The 24,710-nt window shown below is 65.1% G+C and carries 28 protein-coding genes and 1 pseudogene; 17 read left to right on the top strand and 12 right to left on the bottom strand.

Annotation, left to right across the window (positions count from 1 at the left end):
* Nucleotides 1-168: 168 nt before the first annotated feature.
* Both panD and ASC78_RS07110 read left to right on the top strand, forming a co-directional pair.
* Nucleotides 169-570: an aspartate 1-decarboxylase gene (panD, locus tag ASC78_RS07115; protein WP_055798482.1), complete on the top strand. Its 402-nt coding sequence runs from the start codon at nucleotides 169-171 to the stop codon at nucleotides 568-570.
* Nucleotides 571-664: 94 nt separating this feature from the next.
* A complete protein-coding gene (locus tag ASC78_RS07110; protein WP_055798480.1) occupies nucleotides 665-1,417 on the top strand; it encodes an alpha/beta fold hydrolase in 753 nt (250 codons plus the stop codon).
* A 28-nt stretch (nucleotides 1,418-1,445) separates the two neighbouring features.
* Here the strand turns inward: ASC78_RS07110 and ASC78_RS07105 are convergent, their stop codons facing one another.
* On the bottom strand, nucleotides 1,446-2,471 hold the full coding sequence (locus ASC78_RS07105; protein WP_055798478.1) for an RNA methyltransferase: 1,026 nt from the start codon (nucleotides 2,469-2,471) through the stop codon (nucleotides 1,446-1,448).
* Nucleotides 2,472-2,662: 191 nt separating this feature from the next.
* Here ASC78_RS07105 and ASC78_RS07100 point away from each other — a divergent pair, with 191 nt between their 5' ends.
* On the top strand, nucleotides 2,663-3,211 hold the full coding sequence (locus tag ASC78_RS07100) for a hypothetical protein (RefSeq protein WP_055798475.1): 549 nt from the start codon (nucleotides 2,663-2,665) through the stop codon (nucleotides 3,209-3,211).
* A gap of 167 nt (nucleotides 3,212-3,378) precedes the next feature.
* On the opposite strand, the gene ASC78_RS07095 is transcribed toward ASC78_RS07100, so the two are convergent.
* From ASC78_RS07095 to ASC78_RS07060, 8 genes are read right to left on the bottom strand one after another with little or no spacing between them, the layout of a single operon-like run.
* Nucleotides 3,379-4,611 (bottom strand): ABC transporter substrate-binding protein, encoded by a 1,233-nt coding sequence (locus tag ASC78_RS07095; protein ID WP_055798472.1) that lies wholly within the window; start codon nucleotides 4,609-4,611, stop codon nucleotides 3,379-3,381.
* Nucleotides 4,608-5,597: a branched-chain amino acid ABC transporter permease gene (locus tag ASC78_RS07090; protein WP_082517459.1), complete on the bottom strand. Its 990-nt coding sequence runs from the start codon at nucleotides 5,595-5,597 to the stop codon at nucleotides 4,608-4,610. The genes ASC78_RS07095 and ASC78_RS07090 overlap by 4 nt, the downstream gene beginning before the upstream one ends.
* Nucleotides 5,594-6,475: a branched-chain amino acid ABC transporter permease gene (locus ASC78_RS07085; RefSeq protein ID WP_055798750.1), complete on the bottom strand. Its 882-nt coding sequence runs from the start codon at nucleotides 6,473-6,475 to the stop codon at nucleotides 5,594-5,596. The genes ASC78_RS07090 and ASC78_RS07085 overlap by 4 nt, the downstream gene beginning before the upstream one ends.
* Nucleotide 6,476: 1 nt before the next feature.
* Nucleotides 6,477-7,187 carry an ABC transporter ATP-binding protein gene (locus ASC78_RS07080; protein WP_055798471.1) on the bottom strand — a complete coding sequence of 237 codons (711 nt, stop codon included), beginning with the start codon at nucleotides 7,185-7,187 and terminating at the stop codon, nucleotides 6,477-6,479.
* Nucleotides 7,184-7,999, bottom strand: a complete 816-nt coding sequence (locus ASC78_RS07075) for an ABC transporter ATP-binding protein (RefSeq protein WP_055798468.1) — start codon at nucleotides 7,997-7,999, stop codon at nucleotides 7,184-7,186. Before ASC78_RS07075 ends, ASC78_RS07080 begins: the two co-directional genes overlap by 4 nt.
* 33 nt (nucleotides 8,000-8,032) lie before the next feature.
* On the bottom strand, nucleotides 8,033-8,599 hold the full coding sequence (locus tag ASC78_RS07070) for a thiamine pyrophosphate-dependent enzyme (protein WP_055798465.1): 567 nt from the start codon (nucleotides 8,597-8,599) through the stop codon (nucleotides 8,033-8,035).
* Between the two features lie 3 nt (nucleotides 8,600-8,602).
* The gene (locus ASC78_RS07065) at nucleotides 8,603-9,121 is read right to left on the bottom strand and encodes a thiamine pyrophosphate-binding protein (RefSeq protein WP_055798463.1); all 519 of its coding nucleotides are present in this window, start codon (nucleotides 9,119-9,121) and stop codon (nucleotides 8,603-8,605) included.
* On the bottom strand, nucleotides 9,118-10,581 hold the full coding sequence (locus ASC78_RS07060; protein ID WP_200934278.1) for an aldehyde dehydrogenase: 1,464 nt from the start codon (nucleotides 10,579-10,581) through the stop codon (nucleotides 9,118-9,120). The genes ASC78_RS07065 and ASC78_RS07060 overlap by 4 nt, the downstream gene beginning before the upstream one ends.
* Before the next feature lie 101 nt (nucleotides 10,582-10,682).
* On the opposite strand from ASC78_RS07060, the gene ASC78_RS07055 reads away from it, so the two are divergent.
* From ASC78_RS07055 to ASC78_RS27400, 8 genes and pseudogenes are all read left to right on the top strand, one after another.
* The gene (locus ASC78_RS07055; protein WP_055798460.1) at nucleotides 10,683-11,519 is read left to right on the top strand and encodes an IclR family transcriptional regulator; all 837 of its coding nucleotides are present in this window, start codon (nucleotides 10,683-10,685) and stop codon (nucleotides 11,517-11,519) included.
* Between the two features lie 105 nt (nucleotides 11,520-11,624).
* The gene (locus ASC78_RS07050) at nucleotides 11,625-12,584 is read left to right on the top strand and encodes a dipeptidase (RefSeq protein ID WP_055798457.1); all 960 of its coding nucleotides are present in this window, start codon (nucleotides 11,625-11,627) and stop codon (nucleotides 12,582-12,584) included.
* Between the two features lie 17 nt (nucleotides 12,585-12,601).
* Nucleotides 12,602-13,357 (top strand): RraA family protein, encoded by a 756-nt coding sequence (locus ASC78_RS07045; RefSeq protein WP_055798454.1) that lies wholly within the window; start codon nucleotides 12,602-12,604, stop codon nucleotides 13,355-13,357.
* On the top strand, nucleotides 13,351-14,328 hold the full coding sequence (locus ASC78_RS07040) for a Bug family tripartite tricarboxylate transporter substrate binding protein (protein WP_082517458.1): 978 nt from the start codon (nucleotides 13,351-13,353) through the stop codon (nucleotides 14,326-14,328). Before ASC78_RS07045 ends, ASC78_RS07040 begins: the two co-directional genes overlap by 7 nt.
* A 3-nt stretch (nucleotides 14,329-14,331) precedes the next feature.
* Nucleotides 14,332-15,153 (top strand): amidohydrolase family protein, encoded by an 822-nt coding sequence (locus ASC78_RS07035; protein ID WP_055798449.1) that lies wholly within the window; start codon nucleotides 14,332-14,334, stop codon nucleotides 15,151-15,153.
* On the top strand, nucleotides 15,150-15,809 hold the full coding sequence (locus ASC78_RS07030) for a glutathione S-transferase family protein (RefSeq protein ID WP_055798446.1): 660 nt from the start codon (nucleotides 15,150-15,152) through the stop codon (nucleotides 15,807-15,809). Before ASC78_RS07035 ends, ASC78_RS07030 begins: the two co-directional genes overlap by 4 nt.
* An 18-nt stretch (nucleotides 15,810-15,827) precedes the next feature.
* Nucleotides 15,828-16,019: a DUF1508 domain-containing protein gene (locus ASC78_RS07025; protein ID WP_055798443.1), complete on the top strand. Its 192-nt coding sequence runs from the start codon at nucleotides 15,828-15,830 to the stop codon at nucleotides 16,017-16,019.
* 55 nt (nucleotides 16,020-16,074) lie between these two features.
* Nucleotides 16,075-16,242 (top strand): annotated as a pseudogene (locus ASC78_RS27400) (aldehyde dehydrogenase family protein); the annotation flags it as partial.
* A 153-nt stretch (nucleotides 16,243-16,395) separates the two neighbouring features.
* On the opposite strand, the gene ASC78_RS07020 reads toward ASC78_RS27400, so the two are convergent.
* Nucleotides 16,396-16,851, bottom strand: coding sequence for a cupin domain-containing protein (locus ASC78_RS07020; RefSeq protein ID WP_055798441.1), 456 nt, complete (start codon nucleotides 16,849-16,851; stop codon nucleotides 16,396-16,398).
* A 480-nt stretch (nucleotides 16,852-17,331) separates the two neighbouring features.
* Here ASC78_RS07020 and ASC78_RS07015 point away from each other — a divergent pair, with 480 nt between their 5' ends.
* The 6 genes from ASC78_RS07015 to ASC78_RS06990 all read left to right on the top strand — a co-directional run bounded on the left by ASC78_RS07015 (nucleotide 17,332) and on the right by ASC78_RS06990 (nucleotide 22,605).
* Nucleotides 17,332-17,601 carry a hypothetical protein gene (locus tag ASC78_RS07015; RefSeq protein ID WP_157634403.1) on the top strand — a complete coding sequence of 90 codons (270 nt, stop codon included), beginning with the start codon at nucleotides 17,332-17,334 and terminating at the stop codon, nucleotides 17,599-17,601.
* A 109-nt stretch (nucleotides 17,602-17,710) separates the two neighbouring features.
* Complete coding sequence (locus tag ASC78_RS07010; RefSeq protein ID WP_055798435.1) at nucleotides 17,711-18,562, top strand: YihY family inner membrane protein; 852 nt, start codon at nucleotides 17,711-17,713, stop codon at nucleotides 18,560-18,562.
* Between the two features lie 21 nt (nucleotides 18,563-18,583).
* A complete protein-coding gene (locus ASC78_RS07005) occupies nucleotides 18,584-19,603 on the top strand; it encodes an AraC family transcriptional regulator (protein ID WP_055798433.1) in 1,020 nt (339 codons plus the stop codon).
* 179 nt (nucleotides 19,604-19,782) lie between these two features.
* On the top strand, nucleotides 19,783-20,523 hold the full coding sequence (locus tag ASC78_RS07000; protein ID WP_055798428.1) for a nitroreductase: 741 nt from the start codon (nucleotides 19,783-19,785) through the stop codon (nucleotides 20,521-20,523).
* Nucleotides 20,520-22,172 (top strand): AMP-binding protein, encoded by a 1,653-nt coding sequence (locus ASC78_RS06995; RefSeq protein ID WP_055798427.1) that lies wholly within the window; start codon nucleotides 20,520-20,522, stop codon nucleotides 22,170-22,172. The genes ASC78_RS07000 and ASC78_RS06995 overlap by 4 nt, the downstream gene beginning before the upstream one ends.
* Nucleotides 22,165-22,605: a MaoC family dehydratase gene (locus tag ASC78_RS06990; RefSeq protein WP_055798424.1), complete on the top strand. Its 441-nt coding sequence runs from the start codon at nucleotides 22,165-22,167 to the stop codon at nucleotides 22,603-22,605. Before ASC78_RS06995 ends, ASC78_RS06990 begins: the two co-directional genes overlap by 8 nt.
* A gap of 28 nt (nucleotides 22,606-22,633) precedes the next feature.
* Here the strand turns inward: ASC78_RS06990 and ASC78_RS06985 are convergent, their stop codons facing one another.
* Entirely contained in the window at nucleotides 22,634-24,157 is a 1,524-nt protein-coding gene (locus tag ASC78_RS06985) for a tripartite tricarboxylate transporter permease (RefSeq protein WP_055798421.1), read from the bottom strand.
* 10 nt (nucleotides 24,158-24,167) lie between these two features.
* Complete coding sequence (locus ASC78_RS06980; RefSeq protein WP_327198115.1) at nucleotides 24,168-24,590, bottom strand: tripartite tricarboxylate transporter TctB family protein; 423 nt, start codon at nucleotides 24,588-24,590, stop codon at nucleotides 24,168-24,170.
* Between the last annotated feature and the right edge of the window lie 120 nt (nucleotides 24,591-24,710).

Below are 24,710 nucleotides of genomic sequence, written 5' to 3'. Positions count from 1 at the left end.
AGCGCCCAACGGAAATCCATGCCGTGGTTTTTAGGCGCCAGCCAAAGGGCGCGAATGCCGTCAGCGGCTCGACTATCCTCCGCTGCGTTTGCTGCGACTCTCGTCCTGTGTGTCCGTCGATGGCACACCGCTCATTCAACTTTTGCCAACAGAGAAAGCCACCGTCCCATGTTCCGCACCCTGCTCAAGTCCAAGATCCACCGCGTTGCCGTGACCGACTGCGAACTGCACTACGAGGGCTCCTGCGCCATCGACGAAGACCTCCTCGATGCCGCCAACCTGGCCGAGAACGAGCAGGTCCACATCTGGAACATCAACAATGGCGAGCGCTTCGTCACCTATGCGATCCGCGGCGAGCGCGGCACCGGCATCATTTCGGTCAACGGGTCGGCCGCGCGACGTGCATCGGTGGGCGACCTGATCATCATCGCGGCCTTCGGCCTGGTGCCGGAAGACCAGGTGGCGGGCTACAAGCCCAAGCTCGTGTTCGTGGATGGCGCCAACCGCATCAAGGAAGAGCGTGCGCACATTCCGGTGCAGGCAGCGTCTGCCGAGGCAGCAATGGCGTAGCCTCCTCAGGCCGCAAGGAGCGGGGGTTTTCCAGGTTGGCCTTATCGACGAGTATTCTTCGGCCACCGAAGACGCAACGGAGACAGCAGTGGCCATGTACACGGAACAAGGCGGCGAAGGCCCGGACCTGCTTCTCATGCTGCACGGCATGGGCGCGACGGGGGCGGTGTGGTCGCCCATGTGCACTGGCGCCAACGCGCGCTGGAACGGCCGCTGGCTCGTTCTCGACCTCCCCGGCCACGGCCAGTCCGATCGGCAGGACTCCTATGCCATCGGTCAATACGCAGCCAGCGTTGCGCGCGCCACGCTGCCGCACATTCACGCTGCCGGCCGGCTCGTGGTTCTCGGACATTCGCTCGGCGGCCTGATCGGCCTGGCGCTGGCCACTGGCTGGTTCGGCGTCACGCCGCACCAGGTCTTTGCAGCGGGCATCAAGATCGCATGGAGAGATGAAGAGCTGCGCCGTATGGAGACGCTCGCATTGCAACCCGCGAAGAGGTTTTCCAACGAAGAGGAAGCGTGGGACCGTTACTTGAAGGTGTCGGGTCTTGCGGGCATTGCCGATGCGGCCTCACCCGTCGTGGCGCGTGGCATCGCGCACGATGCCGAGGGTTGGCGCCTCGCGATGGACCCTTGCGCCAATGGCGTGGGCAAGCCCCCGATGGCCGAACTGATGGCTTTGGCGCGCTGCCCCGTGCACCTGGGCCGCGGAGGCAATGATGCGATGGTGACGCTGGCGCAGACTCGCGCGCTCGACCCCGGTGCGCGTGACCTCGGACCCCATGGCCACAACGTGATGGTCGAGGCGCCCGATCAAGTGTGGGACTGGGTCGCCCCGTCTGCATGAATGAAAGCCGGTGCGCGGTCGGCCGGTCTCAGGCCCTTCGAAGCGTCACCACTTGCACTTCGGCGGCGCGTGCCCTCAGCTGGCCGCATCCGCCGTCCACATCCTGGCCAGCCGATTGGCGCAGCTTCGTCAGGATGCCGCGCTCGTGCAGCACGCGTGCGATCTCTTCGCAACGCTCCCACGAGGGGCGGCTGAATGCCACGCCGTCCACGGCGTTGAAGGGGATCATGTTCAGCACCCCGTATTTGCCGGAGAGCAGCCTGACGATGCCGTCGATCTCCTCCGGCCCGTCGTTGACACCTTCGAGCAGCGTCCACTGGTACTGGATCGGGTAGCCGGTGGCGCGCGCATAGCGCTCGCCTGCGGCAACCAGTTCCTCGGGCGTCATGTTGGGCGCCCGCGGAAGGAGTTTCTTGCGCAGGTCGGCCTTCGTGGTGTGCAGCGAGAGCGCCAGCGCAGGCCTCACGCGGGCCAGGCTCAGCCGCTCGAACGCGCGCGGATCGCCCACGGTGGAGAACACCAGGTTCTTGTGGCCGATGTTGCCCACCGTGCCAAGCAGCTCGATCGCCTCGATCACGTTGTCCAGGTTGTGGGCCGGTTCGCCCATACCCATGAACACCACCTTGCGCACCGGCCGGCGCATGCGCGCGAGAGCGACCTGGGCAATGATCTCCGCGCTTCCCACCTGGCGAAGCAAGCCATCGCGGCCCGTCATGCAGAACTGGCAGCCGACCGCGCACCCGACCTGCGACGAGACGCACAGGCCGTCCCTCGGCAGCAGCACGCTCTCCACGGTCTGGCCGTCCGCAAGGGCCACGAGCAGCCGCTCGGAACCATCCGCACCGGGATGCACCGCGTGGATGCGCGCCAATCCCGCCAACTCGGCCTCGATGGACGGCAAGGCCTCCAGCAGCGATGACGGAAAGAACGTCCCCGGCAGACGCCTGCCGCTGTTGCGCGGCAGCGCATGGGACCACAGCCGCAGGATCCGCTGCTCGTGGCTCGGGCCCGCGCCGGCTTCGCGCAGGCGCTGTTTCAATTCATGGATTCGCATGCGCTGCTTGAGACTAAGGGGCTGTTGGGCGTGTCGGAGGTGGCATGAGTTGCCTTGCGGGTGACTGGGTACCATCGGCCATGCTTCCATAGGCGAAGTTTCTGTGTCTGCGGTCGCAGGCTTCAGACCCAGACCCGCGCCCCGGTTTCCCGATTATCCCGCCACTCGGAGTGCGCAATCCGCGCTCATTCATGCCAGACCAACCCCTCACCCCCATCGAATTGGCCGACACCGCCCGAGCGGACACGCGCTCAGAGACTCCCAAACGACGCTGGCCGTCCATTGTGGCCGCGTTCATGCTTCACGCGTGCATCTTGCTCTGCGTCGTCTTGCTGCCTCCCATCGTTTACGACGCCGTTCGTACGTCGAGCTACCAGGGGATCGAGTGGCTGCATTTTTCAGGTGGTGCCACTTATCCGCTGTACGCCATCTACTGGATATCGAAGCTCAAGAATTTCCGCGCCAAGTTCATACTGCTTCATCTCACCGTCGTTCTGATGGTCGCGTTGGTCACGGCCTTCGCGAGCAACCGATCCACGCCCTTGTTCGTGGCGTTTCTGCCGACCGCGGCTTCCGCACTTCCGCTTCTGGCTGCGTTGGTTTCATGGCTGCATGACCGTCGCAAGCGGGCGGTCACCTATATGGTTGGGAGCCTGCTCGCACTCCTGCTCGCCGTACCCTGTTCCTTTCTGATCATCTACGGCATGGCGATGTCATCCGTTGGCCCCATGCGGTATTAGGTCACCAGGAAAAGTCGATGAACTGAGCTGGCTGGTCGGCATGTCCGAGAAGGACAGCCGTGCCGTGCGTCGGCTGCGGCCGCTACGACTGGATACAGCTTCTCGCCGCGCGAGATGCGCTGAAGCGCAGCGATCAGGCTTCGGCGATCGAGTGCCATTGCCGCGCCTCAGTTGTGCCGGGGCGTCTTGCCCTCGAACGACACCGGCTTGCCCAAGGGCGTGTACTGCACGCCATCGAAGCGCACGAGTTGCAGGCTTTCGATCGGGTACGGGTCGGCCGAGCCCTGCGTGGTGAGCGTGATCCCCGGCAGCAGCAGGCCGACTTCCACCTTGTTCATCTGGCGCGCCGCGTCCATCATGGCCTGGCGCGTGGGCTGCTTCATCAGTTCCAGCACGCGAATCAGCGCCTCGCCGGTGACGTAGCCCACCTGGCCCTGCGAGTCCGTCTTGTCGAAGCGCGGCTTGGCGGCCGCATGGTCGGCCAGGTAGCGCTTGACGGCCGCGTCGTCCGCAAACGCGGGCGCCTCTACCGGCTTGATGAACTGACTCGTGATCAGGCCCTTGGCGTTGTCCAGCCCCGCAGGTCGAAGCGCCGCCACCGAGGACGCGATGTACGAGAGCAGCGTGACGGGCTTCCAGCCGCTCTCCGCCGCGAATTTCACCGCCTGCGCGCCCTGCCGCGGTGGCGCGATGATGACCAACGTGTCGGCGCCCGATGCCTTGAGGTTGCTCATCTGCGTGTCGATGGTCGGATCCACCGGCGTCACCGCCTGTTCGGCGAGGACTTTCACGCGCGAGCCCTTGAGAGCGCCGGCCAGGGCCGACTTGAAGGTCAGGCCCGTTTCGGTGTTCAGGAACAGCAGCGCCACCTTGGCGTCCGGTTGGGTCGCCCTGAGGTGCTCGGCGAAGGCCGCCGCCTCGGTGGTGAAGGACGGCACCAGGCCGATCATCCAGTTCGGGCCTTCCGCGAGTTCCTGCACGCCGGAGTACATGAAGAGGTTGGGCACCTTCTTCTGCTCGACGTACTTGCCGATCGCTTGGTTGTTCGGCGTGCCGGAGATGCCTACCAGCGCGAACACCTCGCCCTGTTCCACCATCTTTCGCACGTTGGTCAGGGTGCGCTGCGGGTCGATACCGTCGTCCTGCACCGCGAGTTCGATGGTGCGGGTCTTGCCATCGCCCATCTTCACGCCACCAGCGGCATTGGCCGCGGCGACGCGAACCTTGATGCCCTCCGACACCGCGCCCACCGCGGCTACCGGGCCGGTGAGCGGCGCGGAAATGCCGATGCGGATTACGCTGTCGGTGACGCCGGGGGTGGCCGAGTGGGCCAGCGACGCTGCGGCTACGCCGAGAACGGCCAGTGCGCCGCGCAGAGCGAAGAAGGTATGGCGAGTCATGGGGTTGTCTCCTGGGGAAGGGTGGCTGCCGCAAGCGGCCGGGTGGGGAAGAAAGACTTGCGCCAGCGGGCGAATCCGCGCGCGGCGAGGCCTGCAAGACCATCGCGTGCGACGAGCATCATCCCGATCAGGCAGGCGCCGTAGATCAGGCCGCCGAGCGCGGGGCTCAGGTCGGCCGTCCATTCGGGAACGAACACCACGAACAGCGCGCCGAGCAGCGCACCCGGCAGGCTTGCGATGCCGCCGACGATGGCGCCGATCAGAATCTCGATCGACTTGGCGGCAAGGAACGATTGCGGGCTGACGTAGCCGTTCAGGATGGCGTACAACCCGCCGCCGAGGCCGGCGAAAGCCGAGCTGAGAGCGAAAGCACTCAGGCGCAGCCGTACCAGGTGCACGCCCATCGAGCACGCAATCAACTCGTTGTCGCGCATGGCGCGCAGGCTGCGGCCGGTGTCGCCGCGCAGCACCCGCATGGCCAGGCCCATGCACAGCGCGACGGCGGCGACGCAGATGCCATACAGCCAGACGTCTTGCGTCGCCGGCAGCCAGCGCGGCGGCACCGGTGCATCGAAGCTGATGCCGGTCACGCCCTGCGTCAGCCGGTCGAACTTCAGGATCAACTGCGGCACCAGCACCGCCACGCCGAAGGTGACGATGGCCAGTTGCAGCCCGCCCAGGCGCAGCGCGGGCAGGCCGATGGCGAGGCCGGCCAGCGCGGCGGCGCCAGCCGCCGGCAGCAAGGTTGCGAGCGGGTGCCAGCCGGCTTGGGCCGAGAGGATGGCGGTCGTGTAGGCGCCGACAGCGAACAGGGCGCCCTGCGCCAGGCAGACCTGACCCGCGAAGCCGAGCAGCAGGTTGAGCCCGAGGATCGCGAGCGCGAAGCAGAGGGCCATGCTCAATTGCAGCAGCAGGAACTTGGGCAGTACGGCTGGCGCGACCGCTGCCAGCAGCAGCAAGGCGAGCCACGGAGAGAACGTCTTCATACGCGCACCGCCAGCTTCCGGCCGAACAGGCCTTCGGGTCGCAACAGCAGCACGGCGAGCATGGCTGCGAGCGGAATGGCCAGGCGCAGTTCGGCGCCGATGAAGGGGAGATAGGTCGCGCCCACGCTTTCTGCCACGCCGATCGCGAGTCCGCCCACAATGGCGCCCACCGTGCTGCCCCAGCCGCCGAGTGTGGCGGCGGCCAGCGCGTACACCAGCACCGGCGCCATCATCGTCGGGCTGAGGAAGAGACGCGGCGCCACCAGCACCGCCGCGACAAAGCCCGCGAGAGACGCCAGGCCCCAGCCGAGCATCAGCATGGAGTCCACCCGGATGCCGACGATCAGGCTCTTTTCGCGATCCACCGCGGCGGCGCGCAGCGCGAGCCCGATGCGTGTGAAGCGCAGCAAGGCCGCGAGTGCGAGTGCCAGCGCGAGCAGCACCGCGAGCACACCGAGCGTGCCGGTCGTCAGCCGAACGCCCCCGAACGTCCATCCTCCGGACGGGAATACTGGCGGAAAGGCTTGCTGGTCGGAGCCCCACAGCCACAGGCACAGCGCCTGGAAGAACAGGAAGAGGCCCAGGGTGACGACGACCACCGTTTCCACCGATGCGCGCGACACCGGCCGCACGACGGCCCGGAACACGAACACGCCCAGCGCGAACGCGGCCACGCCACCCAGCGTCAACGCCAGAGGCCACGGAATGCCCCATTCGGCGAGCTGCCAGGCGAGATAGGCGCAGAAAGTCGCCATTTCGCCCTGGCCGAAGTTAACGATGCGGGTGGCGCCGTAGATCAGCACCAGAGCCAGCGCGAGCGCCGCGTAGATGGCGCCGGCTGCAAGCCCGTCGAGAATCTGCTGCAGGAGAAGTTGCACGTCAAGCTCCAAGGTAAGAACGCTGGATATCGGGGGAGGCAAGCAGCTCCCTGGCCGGGCCCTGCATCGTGAGCGCGCCCGTTTCCATCACGTAGGCGCGGTGCGCGAGGCGCAGCGTGACGTCGGCGTTCTGCTCCACGATCAGCAGCGCCGTGCCCTGCTCCTCGTTGATGCGCCGCAGGATCGCGAACATTTCTTGCGTGACGGCGGGGGCCAGTCCCAGCGAGGGTTCGTCACAGAGCAGCAGGCGCGGCCGCGACATGAGTGCGCGCGCGATTGCCAGCATCTGCTGTTCGCCGCCGCTGAGCATGCCGGCCTGCTGGCGGCGGCGCTCGCGCAGGCGCGGAAACAGCTCGAACCAGCGCTCGGTGTCTTGCCCGATCTGGCGGCGCGAAGTCACCGTGTAGGCGCCGAGCGCCAGGTTCTCTTCCACGCTGAATTCGCCGAAAGTGCCGCGGCCCTGCGGCACCAGCGCCAGCCCGAGCCGCACACGCTGCGCCGGCGACGCGGCTGTGACTTCTGCGCCATCCAGCGCGATTCGGCCGCGCGCGGGCAGCAGGCCCGCGACCGCGCGCAAGGTGGTGGTCTTGCCGGCGCCGTTGGCCCCGAGCAGGGCCACGATCTCGCCCGGTTGCACGTCGAAGGCGAGGTCGTGCAACACCTCGACCGCGCCGTAGCCCGCACACAGGCTACTCACTTGCAGGAGGGTCATGACCGCTCTCCGACGGAGTTCGATGGGCGCCCCAGGTAGGCGGCCACCACCTCGGGATTCGCGCGTACTTCAGCGGGCGCGCCCTGTGCGAGATTGCGCCCCAAGTGCATCACCACCAGCCGGCTGCACAGGCCCATCACCAGTCCCATGTGGTGCTCCACCAGCAGCACGGTGAGACGATGCGCATCGCGGATGCGCCGCACCAGGTCGCCGAACTGCGCCACTTCGCCGTGCGTGAGGCCGCCGGCCGGCTCGTCCAGCAGCAGCAGGCGCGGCCGCGAGGCGAGCGCGCGCGCGATCTCCACGCGCTTCTGTGTCGGATACGGTATGGCGCCGGCCGGTTCGTTGCGCAGCGCATCGAGATCGAGCTCGTCGAGGATGGAACGGCACCGCGCGACGAGGCCGTGCTCGGCCTGGCGCGCCGCCGCGGGCCGCAGCAGGCTGCCGAGCATCGACTGGCCCGCCGAATGGTGCGCGCCGAGCATCACGTTCTCCAGCACGGACATTCCGCCGTAGAGCCCCACGTTCTGGAAGGTGCGGGCGATGCCCGCGGCGACAACCTCGCGCGGATGGATGCGATCGATGGCGCGGCCTGCGAAGCGGATGCTGCCGCCAAACGTGTCGTACATGCGCGTGATCCCGTTGAACAACGTGGTCTTGCCCGCGCCGTTGGGCCCGATCAGCCCGCAGATCTCACCTTCGGCGAGTGTCAGGTTGACCGCGTCCAAGGCACGCACGCCGCCGAAGCGCACGCTCACCCGGTCGATTTCCAGCAGGGGCGGCGGCGCGCCCGGCTGCGTTGTTGGCGTCATCGTTGTCTCCGTCTTTGTTTTGTCTAAGTGGCCTTAGCTACTTGCCAGGGCCTTGGAAAATTCCCGCCGCGCGCGCACCCCGTGGATGTGCTCGTAGTCCGGCGCAGGCATCGTGTCTCCCGGCTCCAGGTAGAGCTCGACGAACGTCGGGCCAGGCGCGCTCAGCAGCGTCGGCACCTTCGCCGCGAAAGTGGAAAGTTCCGAGAACGATTCGGTACGGCGGTATCCGGCATTGCGCGCGATACCGGCGAAATCGAGGACGCCCTGCGCCGGGATAGGATGACCGCCGTTGGCCTCGTAGCTCCCGTTGCGCGAGACGAAGTGAATGAGGTTCTTTGGCGCGGCTGCCGCGATCGTGACCAGCGTGCCGAGATTCATCAGCAGACTGCCGTCACCATCGAGCACCACGATGCGCCGCTGCGGCATCGCCAGCGCAAGACCCAGCGCGTGGGACGAGGCCAAGCCCATCGCGCCCACGGCCACGTAGTTCAGGGGATGCGGACGGATCGCGAGCCACTCGAAGGCGGACGAGTAGGTGGACACCACGATGTCGTCGGGCAAGAGACTGGCGAGCAGCTGGAAGCAGGCGTCACGTTTCATAGGTCAGGCACTGGGATAGCGTGTGATGAGGACGGTGAGCGGTTCGCTCAGGTCGAAGGCGCGCGTGATGGCGGGCGCGATCCCGGCGGCGTCTTCGTCGTTTCGCGCGAGCCGATAAGGCATGCCCATCGCCTCGATCAAGGGGACCATCCGGTTCACCCCGTAATTGGCGGATTGCCTCGGGTCCTCCGGCGCATCCGCGAACAAAAGGCCAACCAGCATGCAGATCGGCTGGCGATATTCCATCGCGATCGCGCGGATCGCGTTCATGGACGCCAGGAAGCCCGTGTACTGGATGAGGATCGCCGCGCGCTTGCCGCCGGCCAGGAGCCCCGCGCTGATGCCGATCGCTTCCTCCTCCCGGCATACCCGCAAGAGCTTGAGCTGTGGGTCCGTGGCGAGGGGGCGCAGCACGCCCTCAGAGGTTGTCAGGTCTGGAACGGAGACGACGTACTCGATCCCGGCGGCCTTGAGGGCGCCCAGGATCGCAGCGCCACTGAGTGGGGAATGTGCTTGGCTCATTGGTACTCAACCCAAACGCTCTTGGTCTGCAGGAACTCGCGAACCGCCTCCTGGCCGTTCTCGCGGCCGAAACCCGACCTCTTGAAGCCGCCCAGCGGCGTCATGCTGCTCACTCCGCGGTAGCTGTTGATCCACACCGTCCCAGCTTCGAGCGCTTCGTGCATCCTCAGCGCGCGGTCCAGGTCGCGCGTCCACACGCCGGCGGCCAGGCCGAAGGGGGAATCGTTGGCGAAGGCGACCGCCTCGGGTTCGGTCCCGAAGCGCATCACGGCAAGCACGGGCCCGAAGACCTCCTCCCGCCACACGCGCATGGAGGCCGTCACGCCGGTGAAGATCGTGGGCGGAACGAACAAGCCACCGGAAGGGCAGCCTGCACTGAGCTCGCCCTCGAACGCGCGGATCGCACCTTCCCGATGCGCATCGGCGAGGTGCGATTGGATCGCGTCGAACTGGGCGCGGGTGGCGATTGGCCCCATCGTCGTCCCCCCGGAAAGAGGGTCGCCAACCACGATGGCACGCGCCTGCTGCGTCAGTCGCCGCACGAATTCGTCGTAGATGCCCGCCTGCAGCAGCAGCCGTGAGCCCGCGACGCAGGACTGGCCGCTGGACGAAAAGATGCCGGCCGCCACCGTCGGGACCGCCCGGTCCAGATCGGCATCGTCGAAAACGATGACCGGCGACTTGCCGCCAAGCTCCATCACGGTGGGCTTGAGGTGCTTCGCGGCGAGCGTGGAGACGGCGCGCCCGCCAGCCTCCCCCCCGGTAAATGTGACTTTCGCAACTCGCTCGTCTGCAACCAGGGCTTCACCGATCTCATGGCCATAGCCGGTCACTACGTTGACGACGCCCGCCGGAAAACCCGCTTCGGCCACGAGCCTGGCGAAGTGCAGCGTGGAAACCGACGCGTGCTCCGAAGGCTTCACGATCGTCGTGCAGCCTGCGGCAAGGGCCGGCGCGATCTTCCACGAGGCAATGACCAGCGGGGAATTCCAGGGCGTGATGGCGAGCACCACGCCCACCGGCTCGTGCCGCGTGAAGTTGAAAACCCCGACGCGGTCGACCGGGATGACCTCGCCCTGAACTTTGTCGGCCAATCCCGCGAAGTAGCGCCAGTGCTGCGGCAGGTAGGCGTACTGCTTGCGCAGCTCGGAGATGGGCTTGCCGTTGTCGCGCGCGTCCAATCCCGCAAGCAGTTCCGCGTCCCGCTCCAGGAGCCCGGCCAGGCGCAACATCAGCGCGCCGCGCTCCGTGGGCGTCAGCTGGGCCCAACGGCCGCGCAACGCCTCGTGGGCGGCGGCCGCCGCCGCGCCCGCATCCTCCGCGTTGCCGCGGGGGATCATCGCCCAGGCTTTCTCCGTGGCCGGATTCATCGAGGCAAGCCACTCACCGCCGGCGGGCTCGTACGCTTTCCCACCGATCTGCATCGGGTATCGCGCCACTTCAACCTTCTCTGTCGTCATTCCATCATTCCAGCATTTGGACCAAACATGCACGATACTTTCCATCAGGCGTCAGCGACCTGCCAAATGCCCTTCGTTTCATTCCACATAATGGACCACCCATGACAACTCAAACCCTCGAACGGGCCATCGGCCTGATCCGCATCCTTGCCTCGGCCGGGGCAGATGGTCGACGCCTGGTCGAGCTGCAGCAGGCTTCGGGGCTGACGAAGCCCACGGTCCACCGCATCCTCGATACGCTGAAGCAAGAGGGGATGGTGGAGCAGCTGGACGAGACGCGCCGCTACCGGTTGGGCCAGGAGCTCGCCGTGCTGGGCTGGTCGGCCAACCGGACCGTCTACGACCTCAAGGAGCTCGCGGCCGAAGAGATGGCGGCGGTGGCCGCCAAGACGGGCGACACCAGCTTCCTCGCGATTCGAAGCGGGATGGACACCGTCTGCATCGACCGCCAGACCGGCGACTATCCGGTGAAGGCCTTCACCGTGGAGGTGGGCACACGCCGCCCGCTGGGGATAGCGGCAACGGGTGTGGCGCTGCTGGCCGCGTTGCCTCCCGAGGAGAGCGCCGTCGTTCTCGAAGCGATCAAGGCACGCCTAGGGAGCTTTCCCAACGCGAGCGTCCGGCAGATTCGGGAAGCGATGGAGCGCGCCAGGACGGCGGGGTACGCGCTGAGCGAGGGACTGATGCTCAAGGAAGTGCGAGGTGTCGCGGTGGTCATCAGGGACGGCGCCGACCGCCCGATCGCCGCCATCGGCACCGCCGCCATCAACGACCGCCTTCGGAACTCGCGCATCCCCGAGATCGTGAAGATCCTGCGGATGCATGCCAGCCATATCCAGCAACGCATCGTCACGGCCGAGAGCGGCACGGGAACAGGCAGCGTCCGCCAGTTTCGCGGCGCGGCGGCCAGAAAAAAGGGGAGCACAAAGTCCAAATAGCGGAACATTTTGAAGGCAATTTGCGGGTGATTGAAGATCGCATCGAAGATTCGGTTGTCGAAAAGGTCCACGTTGTGGATCGCGACCCGAACCCCAATCACCCTCATGTTCAAAATCTTCGATCTTCTCAATGGGTCGCGCCTGACGGCCCCCTATGTGGAAAGCTGTCTTGCGAATGGTGTGGCCGCCGTTCACATCACCCTCAACAACTTCCAGGGCATCAATCCCGTCCCTGACCTGCGTCACTCGCTCAATCAGCTGGCCAACTACCGCGCGCACCTGCGCACGCTGGACGGCCTGGTCAGGATCGTCGAATCGTTCGACGATTTCGAGCGAGCCCGTGCCGACAAGAAGCTCGCCGTTGTGATGGGCTACCAGAACGTGCCAGGCGTCGAGCGCGATCTGAACCTGCTGCGCCTGTTCCATGACGCCGGCGTGCGCGTGATCCAGATCGCACACAACATCCGCAACCTCTATGGGGACGGATGTGCGGAACCCGCCGACGCCGGCCTGTCGACGTTGGGGCGTGAGCTGGTCGGGGCCCTGAACGAGCTGGGCATCGTGATCGATCTGTCCCATGTGGGCGATCGCTCTGGGATCGAGGCGACGAGGCTGTCGAAGCAGCCGGTCTCCGTCACGCATGCCAACGCTTTCGCAGTCTGCCCCAACATGCGCAACAAGTCCGATGCGCTTCTGGATGCGCTCAAGATCAATGGTGGCGTGATCGGCGTCACCTATCTGCCACCCGTGGTTCGCATGCCCGGTGGCGATGCGCCTACCGCCAACGATGTCATCGCCCATATCGCGCACTGCTCGACGCGCATCGGTGTCGAGCATGTGGGCATCGGCTCGGACTTCATCACCGACCAGCCGGCGGAACGGTATCAGGAGTTCATGCGCAAGCCTGAGGTGTATGGCACCTGGCCCTGGCGCTATCCGGTGGACAACTTGCAGCAGCAGCAAGAGCTGCTCGAGTCCCTTCTCGCGCAGGGCTTCACCCGCGCCCAAGTCGAGGGCATCGCCCAGGACAATTTCATGCGGCTTTTCAAAGCCGTTCTCGCATGAGAACGCCAGGAGACAACATGGTCAAACAACCCCTTGGAAAAATCCCGCGCGAAGCGATCCTGCAGCTGAGCATCCCGCGCTATGACCGCGAAATCATCGAAGGCTTCCACCAGCTGGAGGATCTGACCGGCACCGTCTCCGACGCGCTGGACGAACTGGGTATCGACACCGTGGTGCCCGGCTGCAACCTGCCGCCCAACCTCCCCTCGGCCAGGATCGTCGGGCCAGCGCTCACGCTTCGCAACGTGGAGCAGCGGGACAACGCCTACCGCGGAGCGAAGGATCGGGTTTCGAAGATGGCGGAGATCGAAGCTCACAACCTGGCCGAGCCTGGCGACGTCCTCGTCATCGAGGGCGTCGTGGGTATCTCCAACATGGGCGGACTTTCGGTCACCATCGCGCAACGCCAAGGCGAAATCGGCGCCATCATCGACGGCAGCGTCCGGGATGTGCAGCACTCGCGCGAGCTCCAGTTCCCCGTCTGGTCGCGCGGTCCCAGCTCCATCACCGGCAAGTGGCGCCTGGAGACGGTGGCCGTGAACGGGACCGTGACCATTCTGGGCGTCCAGGTGCGCCCTGGCGACCTGGTGGTGGCGGACGAGGGCGCCGTGTGCTTCGTCCCACGTGACGCGGTGGAGGCGGTGCTCAAAAGGGCCCACGAGATCGCAGCCGGCGAAGCCAAGCGGTACGCGGATATCCGGGCGGGTGTGCCGGTGCCGGAGCTGGCCCAGCGCACGCACGTGTACAAATTCAACCCGCAACAGCAATGTTGAAGAGACGCCAGATCACCCGCGCGATCCTCGCCGCCAGTTGTGCTGCCGCTATGCCGCTGCGCGCGCAGGAGCCCTATCCGAACAAGCCGGTTCGCGTGTTGGTGCCATCGACGGCCGGCGGCGGCATCGACCTGCTCGCCCGCATGTTTGCGCAGCGCCTGTCCGAACAAATGGGGCAACAGTTCGTTGTGGATAACGTGGGCGGCGCGGGCGGAACCATCGCCTCTGGCACCCTGGCCAGGGCGGCTCCTGACGGCTACACATTGATTTTCCAGGCGACGACGGCGGCTGTGAATGCGGCCTCCCTTACGAAGCTCCCGTTCGACCCGGTCACTGCGCTGACACCGATTTCCATGGCGGCGGAGTTTCCGCTCGTGATGGTCGTCAATCCCGACGTGCCGGCCAAGGACATCAAGGAGTTCATCGCCCTGCTGCGCGCGAATCCAGCCAAGTACAGCTATGGCTCGGCGGGCGTCGGCACCGGCACGCACCTCGCCGCGGAGTGGTTCAAGCTGATGGCCAAGGTCCACATCCTCCACATCCCGTACAAGGGCACCGGATCTGTGATGCCTGACCTCATCTCGGGACAGGTGCACATGCTCTTCGACGGCGTGCCCCCGCAGTCCGGGCATATCAAGCAGGGTCGGGTGCGCCCCCTGGCCGTCACCTCGAAGAATCGCTCGCCCGCACTGCCCCATGTGCCGACGATGGCCGAAGTCCTTCCCGGTTACGAGCTGCCCTTCTGGACCGGAATCTTCGCGCCCCCCAACACCCCGGCGCCCATTGTCGACAAATTGGCCGGCGAGATCCGCAAGGCGACCGCGTCGCCCCAGCTGGCCACCAAGCTGCAGGAGTTCGGTGCCGAAGGCCACCCGATGACGCCCGTGGAGTTCGCAAGCTTCTGGAAACAGCAGGTCGGCCTCTTCAGGAAGATCGTCAAGGACGCCAACATCAAGCTCGAAGAGGGCTAACGCATGTTCAAGATCACAGACATGGCGGAGTTGCCACTCGTGGACACCCACGCCCACATCTACACCACCTCCATGCCGCTCGCCAAGGATGCGTGGCGGCAAGTGGAGAAGCCGGCGCCGGTAGAAGCTTTTCTTTCGACGCTGGATTCGCATCACATTCCGTTCGGCGTGATCGCCGCCGCCAGCATGTTCGGCGAGTACAACGAGTACACGCTGCAGTCGCTGCGGGCGTCGCCACGGCTGCGCGGCACGGTCATCGTTCCGCCGACCATCGATCCCTACATCCTGCGCCGCATGCGCGACGACGGGGTGGTGGGTGTCCGTTGGGTGTGGTTCATGCAGCCCGAACTCCCGGATGTGCGTTCCGCCGAGTACCGATTGTTCCTGGCACGCCTGGCGGACCTCGACATGCACGTCCAGATTCTGCTGGGCGGTGAGCGCTTGGCGCCGGTGCTGGAGGCGCTCGCGGATTGCCCGGCGAAGGTGGTCGTCGACCACTTCGGCTTCCCGGATCCCAAGCTCGGTACCCAGTGCCCCGGCTACCAGGCGGCTGTGCGCGCCGTGGACAACGGACGCACCTGGGTCAAGATGGCCGCGTGGCATCGCCTCGGCGAGTCTGGCCCGCAGGTCGGCGCCGCTTTGCTCGCCGCGCTCGGCACCGAGCGCGTGCTCTGGGGCAGCGACTGGCCCTTCGTCGCCGCGCATGAGGGCTACGCCTACGGCGAAGCGGTCAAGTCCTTCTTCGACGCTGTCCCCGACCCTCTGCAGCGGCGGCAAATCTCTGAAACAGCACTGCGGCTGTACTTCGGCCACTCAACCCCATGAACAAGCTATTCATCACCCCTGCCTCCCACTTCACGCGCAAATGCCGCGTCACGCTCATCGAACTCGGTCTGGAAGACCGCTTCGAGCTGATCCCCACCAGCTGGCCGCACAACTGGGGGACCGAAACCACCCCGTACCGGGAAGACTTTCTTGACGCCTCCCCCATCGCCAGGATTCCGGCGCTGCTGACCGAAGATGGACTGCGCCTGGCGGACTCGTCCACCATCTGCGAGTACCTGAACGACGAGCTCGGCAACTTCCGGTTGTGCCCTCAGGCCGGGAGGGAGCGCTGGGAGATTCTCTCCGTCGTCTCCGTCGCCACGCATGGCTTGATGGAGGCCCAAGTGCTGCGGCGCGCAGAGATGCTGCGCAAGCGCGAGGGATCGCCCAGTCCGCAGGAATTTTCCGGCAGCTTCGTGCGCAAGATGATGGACCGCCAGGACCGCTGCTACGAGTACCTCGACAAGATCTGCGGAAACTTTCGCGATGAGCCTGACCTGGGGCAGATCGCGGTGGCCTGCGCTTGCGCCACTTCTGATTTTCGATTCCCGGAGGATGACTGGCGCAATCCGGCACCACGCTTGGCGAAGTGGTACGACAGCTTTGCCCAGCGTCCTTCCATGCAGACCACGATGCAGGGCGAGACCCCGCGCTGATCCAGGAGAAAACACCACATGAAATTCATTTACTACCGCGAGGAAAGCTCGAATCTCTGGCGCTGGACGCTGTACGGCGACGATCGCCGAAAAGTCGCGGAGAGCGTCGAGAAATACTACAACCAGGCCGACTGCCTGGCGGCCATCGAGTTGGTCAAAAACTCCAAGGATGCGGAGGTCACCCAGCGAGAGCGCCACGACCACAACTAGCCCTACCGCCGGCATCGCAGCCGTGGCTCGCGTCAACCACTGGATCGATGGCTAGATCCTGCCGGCCGCCGGCGCCCGAACCTCGCCCGTTTTCAATCCCGCAACGGGAGCGAACACCGGCCGTGTTGCGCTCGCCACCCGCGACGATGTCGACCGTGCGGTCGCATCCGCCGCCAGGGCATTCCCCAAGTGGTCACAGACCCCGCCCATCCGTCGCGCGCGGGGCCCGTGACGGCTACGGGGAGAAAGGTGTGCGCTACTACACGAAGCAGAAATCATGCAGCGCAGGCCAGCGAGCAAACGCGCGGGCGCTGAGTTCAGCATGCCGGCCGACGTCAACCGCCATCTGTGGCGGCATGACGCCGGAGGGGGCGGCTTAGCTCGGCACGTGGATCAGCGACTGATGCTCGGCCGAGATGGCCACAAGTCGCTTGAGATCAGGCGACGTGGGCGAAATCTCGCGATCGATGTGTTCGAACATCGCCGAGGCGGCTTCGCGGCCGGTCATGGAGATCATCTGGGCACCGCCCTTGCCGATACGAAACCAGTGAACCGTCCCGGCCGGCAAGTGCACGAGCGTACCGGCTCTGGCGACATGGTCCTGGTCGTCGAAGCCGAACTCGACGTCGCCGCTCACCACATAGAACGACTCGTCCCACGGATGATGGTGCGGCGGCGCGCCACTGCCTTCTACGCCGTCCTGCAGGAAGATTTCGTATCCGCCCGTGTTCTTGCCCGAGGCGAGGACCTTCACCTGCAGGCCGACCACCTCGAGCGGGCGCGGGTAGGTGGCGGGTTCGATGAAAAAAGCGGACCGCTTGACGGAGTCCATGAGTTATCTCCTGAATTTGTTGATACGAGCGCCGCGAGAACTTTTGCGAGAAGGCGGGGTGGTGCATTCCTGGTCTGCGGGCAACCGGTGCGACCTCCGCCTCGGTTTTTGACATGCTAGTCAGTAACTCATGCGCTACAAGTTTTTTTCGGCATGTTCCATGATGTGGACCTCTTGAGTGGGGAAAGATCATTGGCGCATGGCCATCCGACGCCGGAATCTCGGGGTGCTGTTCCGTAAATTGGACCAACGGGCGAGCACCCAGACACTGGAGTGTTGATTGGAGTGAACCCCTGCAGCTGGACCACAGGGAAAGCAGACTGATACGCTGAGGGATGCGCTCTACTGTTGGTTTGCGCCCATCTCTGACCCTAGGGGGATGCGGATAAAAACTTGGACTGGGTTAAGCCGTAAGTCCAAGACTCTCTCTGTAGCGCTGCGACTGGGTGATGCCCTCCTTCGGCAAGGAGGTCGATGAACATGGACCGGCGTTCTGCGCACTGCAACACCGAACTGGGCCTGATCGTCGACAGCCCGGCGCTGGCCGGCGAGCTGGCGGATCTGATCCAGCGCGTGCGCATGCCCGCAAGCTTCAGCGTGAGCGAGACAGCCGCGCGGCGCGGCGGGCTGCAATGGAGTTTCCTGCGGGACGGACGCCGCTGGGTGCTGCACCGCGAGCCGGAATCAAACTGGGCGCAGCGGCTTCGCTGGTCAATGCTGTCGCTGTTGGTGGACGAAGATTTCCTTTGACGCTACCCGTGACGGCCGAAGAGGTCTCCGATCTACCGATCACAATTGCGCGCACTGGCAGCGGTCCTCGCGGCCGCGAAGCCATTCGAGTTTTCTCCCTCTGCGAACCATGTTCACCCTCACGCGCTTGACCATCGACCGCGCCCGCAAAGAGCGCCTGCCCCAGGTCGCCGGCAGCCTGGCGTTCACGACCTTGCTGTCGATCGTGCCCTTGCTGGCAGCGAGCTTTGCGCTGTTCACGCGGTTCCCGGTTTTCACGCGGTTCAAGGATGCCCTGCAGGAGTTTCTGCTGAACAGGCTGCTTCCGGCCGACATCGCCCGCACGGTGCTGAAGTACCTGAACCAGTTCGTTGGGAATGCCAGCGGCCTCACCTGGGTCGGTTCGCTCTTCCTGCTGGGCACCGCCATCGCGATGCTGCTCACGGTGGAGAACGCGCTGAACCAGATGTGGAAGGTGCGCAAGAACCGGCCGTTCTTCAAGAGGGTCGGCCTGTACCTGCTGATGCTGGCCGTCGGCCCTCCCGTGCTGGGCCTGAGCCTGTGGGCCACGTCGTACCTGCTGGGCATCTCGCTGGGTCTCATAGGCGCGCTGCCGCGTTCGCTCGCATTCGTGCTCGACCTCGGGCCGCTCCTGCTCGGCGTGGCCGTGCTGACGAGCATGTTCTATCTGGTTCCGAACACCAAGGTGCGACTGCGCGATGCCTTCGCGGGCGGCTTGATCGCCAGCGTGGCCTTTGAGCTCGGCAAGCGCGGCTTCACCAACTATCTTGTGAAGGTGCCGACGTACAAGGCGCTGTACGGGGCCTTTGCGGCCCTGCCCATGTTCTTGCTGTGGGTGTATTTTTCGTGGCTGGTCACGCTGGTCGCGGCCATGCTCACGGCCAACCTGGCGCTCACGCGCCGCAGGCCGGCAAGCAAGGCCACCCGAGGCTCGCAGCCAGGCCGGGCGCGCCCCGACTAACGATTCTTGAGCGGGGTTTGTATGAAGTCAGCAGGCTTGAAGGGAACGGTTTCCATCGAGTTGGTGCACGAGGCGATCCATGCCGCCGCGCTACGGAACATGGACCTCAGCCGTGTCCTCGAAGCCGCGAAGCTCGATCGCGACCTGCTCAACGCACCGCGCGCGCGCGTGTCGGCCGAGGCGTATTCGCGAATGTGGGTGGCCTTGGCCGATCTGATGGACGATGAGTTCTTCGGCCTCGACAGCCATGGACTGCGCCGGGGGAGCTACGCGCTCATGACGCGGGCGGCAGTCAGCTCGGACAACCTGGAGCACGCCATTCGTCGCATCCTCAGGTTCCTGCACGCCACGTTGGACGACTTTCAAGGGGAGCTGGTCCGCTCGGCGGACGAGGCGCGCGTGATCCTGCATGACGGCGGCGTGCTGCGCCGGCTGTTCGGCTACGGCACCTGGTTCATCCTCGTGCATGGGTTGGCATGCTGGCTCGTGCACCGGCGGATTCCTTTGCGCGAGATGCAGTTCCGATGCCCGCCTCCTGCCGATGACAGCCACTACCGCACGCGGTTCTGTGAGAACGTGAAGTTCAGCGGCAAGACCACGCACATCACTTTCGCGAGCGATCTGCTGGATCTGAAGATCGCTGAATCCGCTGAGACGGTCGACAACTTCTTGCGGGCGGCGCCGGCCAATCTGCTGGTCAAGTACCGCAACGACGCGAGCACGAACGCACAGGTGCGCCATCGGCTGCGCAGCCAGCGGCCCGATGCATGGCCCGACCTGGAGCAGCTCGCGCAGGAACTCTCGGTTTCCGGCACCACGCTGCAACGGCGCTTGCAACAGGAGGGCCTGAGCTACCAGCGGGTGAAAGACGATCTGCGACGTGACATCGCCATCGATCTCCTGTCGAGTGCGTCGTTGACGGTGGCCGATGTCGCCGAGCGGACCGGATTCCAGGAAACAAGCGCCTTCCATCGCGCATTCAAGAAATGGACGGGCGTCAGCCCCGGGGCCTATCGGTCGGCAGTGCCTACGGCCGAATAGCCGCCAGCGTTCTGGCGCGAGGACTGAAGCCACTGCACTTGGAGTACCCGGAGGGGTGCCCGGGTACCTCGGCCGTGCCGCTGTCTTTGGGCATCGACCCGCAAACCCTTGACCGATAGAGTGGCCATGAACGAGCACCTGCAGCGGGTGCATGGCCGTGAATTGCAAGGGTATCTGGAATGAATCGAATGATGGCGCCGCCGTTGAACGCGCAAGCCCTGCGGGACGCAGTCGATTGGGCAATCGCCTCTCGGCGCAGCGTCAGGGCGTTCTTGCCCAGGCCGGTCTCGCAAGAAGAAATCGAATCGATTCTCTCGACAGCGCGCTACAGCGCGTCCGGCATGAACATGCAGCCTTGGCATGTGCATGTCCTCACTGGCCCTGCGAAGACCCGCCTGTCCGCTGCGATTGCGCAGCTCGACGACGATCCTCGCAGGTCACAGGACCTGGCCGAGCCTTACGACTATTACCCGCGCGAATGGTTTCCCCCCTACCTGGAGCGGCGCCGCAAGGTGGGTTGGGATCTCTACGGCTTGCTCGGCATCGCCAAGGGCGACAAGCAACGCATGCACGTGCAGCACGGGCGCAACTACCGGTTCTTCGATGCACCCGTGGGATTGTTCTTTACGGTAGACCGCGCGCTGCAGGAAGGAAGCCTGCTGGACTACGGCATGTTCCTGCAAAGCGTAATGGTCGCCGCGCGAGCCCGCAATCTCCACACCTGCCCCCAAGCCGCCTTCCTGAAGTTCCATCGCCAGATCGCCGCGCTGCTGGAAATTCCCGCGGGCCAGATGCTCGTTTGCGGCATGAGCTTGGGCTACGCCGACCCGTCTTCGATCGAGAACTCGCTCGTCACCGAACGAGAGCCGGTTTCCACATTCACGACGTTCCACAACACCGCCAAGGAGACAAAACCATGAGTGCGGAATCCTATGGAAAAGGCCTTGATCGCTGCGAGGCAAATCATGTGCCGCTGACGCCGCTCGGCTTCCTCGATCGCGCTGCCCAGGCGCATCCGAAGCGCCTGGCTGTGGTGCACGGCGATCTGTCGCGAACATGGGAGCAAACGCGAGAGCGTTGTCATCGGCTTGCGTCGGCGCTGGTGACCAGAGGCATCCTGCCGGGAGACACGGTCTCGGTCTTGGCGCCCAACACACCGGCCATGCTGGAGTCGCACTTCGGCGTACCTCTGGCCGGCGCCGTGCTCAACGCGATCAACCACCGCCTGGACCCTGAAGGGATCGCGTTCATCCTGCGTCATGGCGAGTGCAAGCTGCTGATGGTCGACCGCGAGTTCTCCGGGACGGTCGCGGCCGCCTTGAAGCTTCTCGACAATCCTCCTGTCGTCGTCGACATCAACGACCACCTCGCTCCGCCCGGGGAAAGCATCGGCGAGGCCGACTACGAGTCTCTGCTGGCGAGCGGAGATCCGCGCTTTCCCGGCTGCTGGCCGAGCGACGAGTGGCAGCCGATTGCCCTGAACTACACCTCCGGTACGACAGGCGATCCCAAGGGTGTGGTTGCCAGCCACCGCGGGACCTACCTGATGAGCCTGCTGCAAATCACCAACTGGGCGATGCCGCGCGCACCGAAGTATCTGTGGACGCTGCCGATGTTCCACGCGAACGGATGGTGCTTCACCTGGGCCATCACGGCGGCAGCGGGTACCCATGTTTGCCTGCGCCGCGTGTCCGGCGACGCGGTGCTGCAAGCCATCGACACGCATGAGATCGATCATCTCTGCGCAGCGCCGACCGTGATGGCGATGCTCGCGGACTCGGCGCGGCACGTCCGATTGTCTCGTCCCGTGCGCGTCCTTACCGCGGGCTCTCCCCCTCCCCTTTCCGTGCTGAATGCGGTTCTGGCCATGGGCTTCGATGTGGAACACGTCTTCGGCATCACGGAGGTTTCTGGAACGCCGGTGAGTTGCGTGTGGCAAGACGGCTGGAACGATCTGCCGCAGGCGGAACAGGGCAAGTTCCGGGTGCGCCAGGGCGTGCGCGCCGCCATGTTCGAAGGCCTCATGGTCGGCGACGCAGACACGCTCGAACCCGTTCCGCACGACGGAAAAACCGCAGGGGAACTCATGCTGCGCGGGAACACGGTGATGATGGGCTACTTCAAGAACGAGGCCGCAACGCGCAAGGCGCTCGCCGGTGGCTGGTTCCGTACCGGCGACGTCGCGGTCCTTCATGGCAATGGATATGCGCAGATCACCGACCGGTCGAAGGACGTGATCATTTCCGGCGGAGAGAACATCTCGTCCGTGGAAGTCGAGGACGTCGTTCATGGACACCCGGCGGTCCTGCATGCCGCCGTCGTCGCACAGCCCGACAAGAAATGGGGCGAGGTGCCGTGCGTGTTCATCGAGCTCAGGGCAGGTGCGCCGGCACCTTCCGAGCAAGAGATCATCTCCTTCTGCCGCGAACGGCTGGCCCACTTCAAGTGCCCGCGCCGGGTGATATTCAGCAGCTTGCCGAAGACGGCCACGGGAAAAATCCAGAAGTTCCGGCTGCGCGAGCAGGCTGGCAGCCGCGAAGCCATCACCCTCCTCTCGAACCATGAATGAGATCGAACCGGCGGGCGCGCCCATCGCGCCTGGATACCGCTTCGTGCGGACCCATGCATTCAGCGAGGAGCAAGTGAGCCGCTTTGCGATGGCCGCGGGCGACGAGAACCCGCTGCACCACGATGCGGAGTTCGCGCGCGGCACGCGCTTCGGCGGATTGATCGCAAGCGGTACCCACACCACGTCTCTCCTGCTGGGACTCACCGCCACGCACTTCGCCAGGAGAGGGAGCGTGCTGGGCACCAGCTTCTCGGTCGACCTGCTGCGCCCGGTGCTCGCGACCGAGACGGTCCTCATGGAATGGCAGGTGACGTCGATCGCCGCCCACTCGAAGGGCGGCAGCATCCTGGAATTGCAAGGCGCGATGAAAGGCGCAGACGACCGGACCCGCGTTCTCGCGCACGGCACGGTGCTTTTCACGCCGGATTCCTGATCCATGCGTGGCGCACCGGGCCGCGGTCCTACTCCTGCGGTTCCAGCGCCAGGGGCGCGGGTGCAATGGCCCCTTTCCTCCGGGCCTGAAGAATGAACGAGACCACTTGCCACACGACGAAGATGCCGATCATGCTGAGCAAGGTGCCGCTGATGGGACGCGAGACGAAGGTGTTGAAGCTTCCGCGGCTCAGCAGCATCGCGCGGCGGAAGTTCTCCTCGAGCATCGGGCCGAGGATGAATCCGAGCATGAGCGGCGCGGCGTCCAGTTCGAGCCGCATGAACATATAGCCCATGAAGCCGAAGGCGGACGTGATGAAGACATCTTCGAGGTTGTTGTTGACGCTGTAGGTACCGATGCAGCAGAAGAACAGGATCGACGGGAAAAGCACGCTGTACGGAATCTTGAACACGGAGAGCCAGTAGCGCACCAGCGGCACGTTCAGCACCAGCAGGAACACGTTGCCGATCCACATGCTGGCCACCAGGCCCCAGAACAGCTCGGGGTGGGCGCCGATCATGTTCGGCCCCGGCTGAATGCCCTTGATGATGAAGGCCGCCAGCATCAGCGCCATCACGGCGTTCTCGGGAATGCCGATGCTCATCAGCGGAATGAAGCTCGTGCGCGCGGCCGCTTCATCCGCCGCGGCCTGGCCGGCCACGCCCTCGATGCAGCCGGAGCCGATCTCGTGCTTGTACTTGCTGACCTTCTTGTCGAGCGCGTACGCGGCGAACTGCGCGATGGTGGGGCCGCCACCGGGCAGGATGCCCAGGAGAGAACCGACCACGCTGCCGCGCAGCGCACTGGGGATGATCCGCTTGAACTCCGCCCAGGTGGGAATGAGGTTGATCTTGCCGTTGAAGGGCGAGCGCTCTTCGCGGGAGTCGAGGTTCTTGGTGATCTCGGCAATGCCGAAACAGCCCAGCGCGATGCTCACGATGCCGACTCCGTCGGTCAGGAAAGGCATGTCCAGCGTGAAGCGCGCCATGCCGCTGTTCACGTCGGTGCCGATCGTTCCGAGCAGCACGCCGATCATGCACATCGCCAGGCCGTTGAGCAGGCTGCCGGTCGTGACGAAGCTCACGCACACGAAGCCGACCAGCATCATTGCGACGTAGTCCGCGGGACCGAACAGGAAGGCGACCTCGCCCAGCATGGGCGCGAAGAACGACAGCACCAGGATGGCGACCGTGCCGCCGATGAAACTGGAGAAGCCGGCCGTGAAGAGCGCGAGGCCCGTCTGCCCCTTCAGCGTCATCGCATACCCGTCGATGCAGGCCACGATGCTGCTCGCATGCGGGATCTTCATGGTGATGGCGCTCACGCTGTCGCCATATTGCGCACCATAGTAGATGCCGGCCAGCATGATGAGCGCGCCGGTCGTTGGAATGGAATAGGTCAGCGGCAGCAGCAGGCTGATGGTTGCCAGCGGGCCGAGGCCCGGCAGCAGGCCGACCAGTGTGCCCACCGTGCAGCCGATGGCGCAGAACATCAGGTTCTGCCACGTGAGGGCGTGCGAGAAACCGAACGCCAGATTGTTCAGGACTTCCATGGTCGTGGCCTCAAAAAAGCGGCAGGTTCAAGCCGAGGAGTTTTTGAAGCGCGAACGCCATGGCGATCAGGCCGACCGAAATCTTGACGTTGCGCACCCACGAGTTCGAGCTGCCGGCGAAGGCCGAGCAGAACACCATGAAGACGATGCCCGCGACCATGTCCAGGTACATCGAGATCAACGCAAAGCCGCAAAGGCTTCCGAGGATGAGTGCGATGTTCTTGAAATGGAGGTCCAACCGCACCGGCTCGACGAAGAACGCACGGACCACCGTCGAGGCGCCGATCAGCAGCAGCAAGCTGCTCACCATGACGGGAAAAAGACCGGGTCCGGCGCGGCTCAGGTCTCCAATGGGGTAGCGAAGCGCCGTGAGGCCGAAGGCCAATGCGATTGCCATGAGGAAGAGCCCCCTGACAAGGTTTCTGTTTCTCATACGTTCCCGATGCAGTGGGTTATCGAACGCAACCGGCGCAGCTGAAGCTGGTCGGGCTTGTCTCCGTCCGGGTGAAGCCGGACGATCGAATGCTCTTGCGTCGAGCTGATCGCAATCTGA

Origin of the sequence: Variovorax sp. Root318D1 (genome assembly GCF_001424835.1) — a bacterium.
In the GTDB taxonomy this organism is placed as follows: domain Bacteria; phylum Pseudomonadota; class Gammaproteobacteria; order Burkholderiales; family Burkholderiaceae_C; genus Variovorax.
This window is presented reverse-complemented; position numbering and strand designations above follow the sequence as displayed.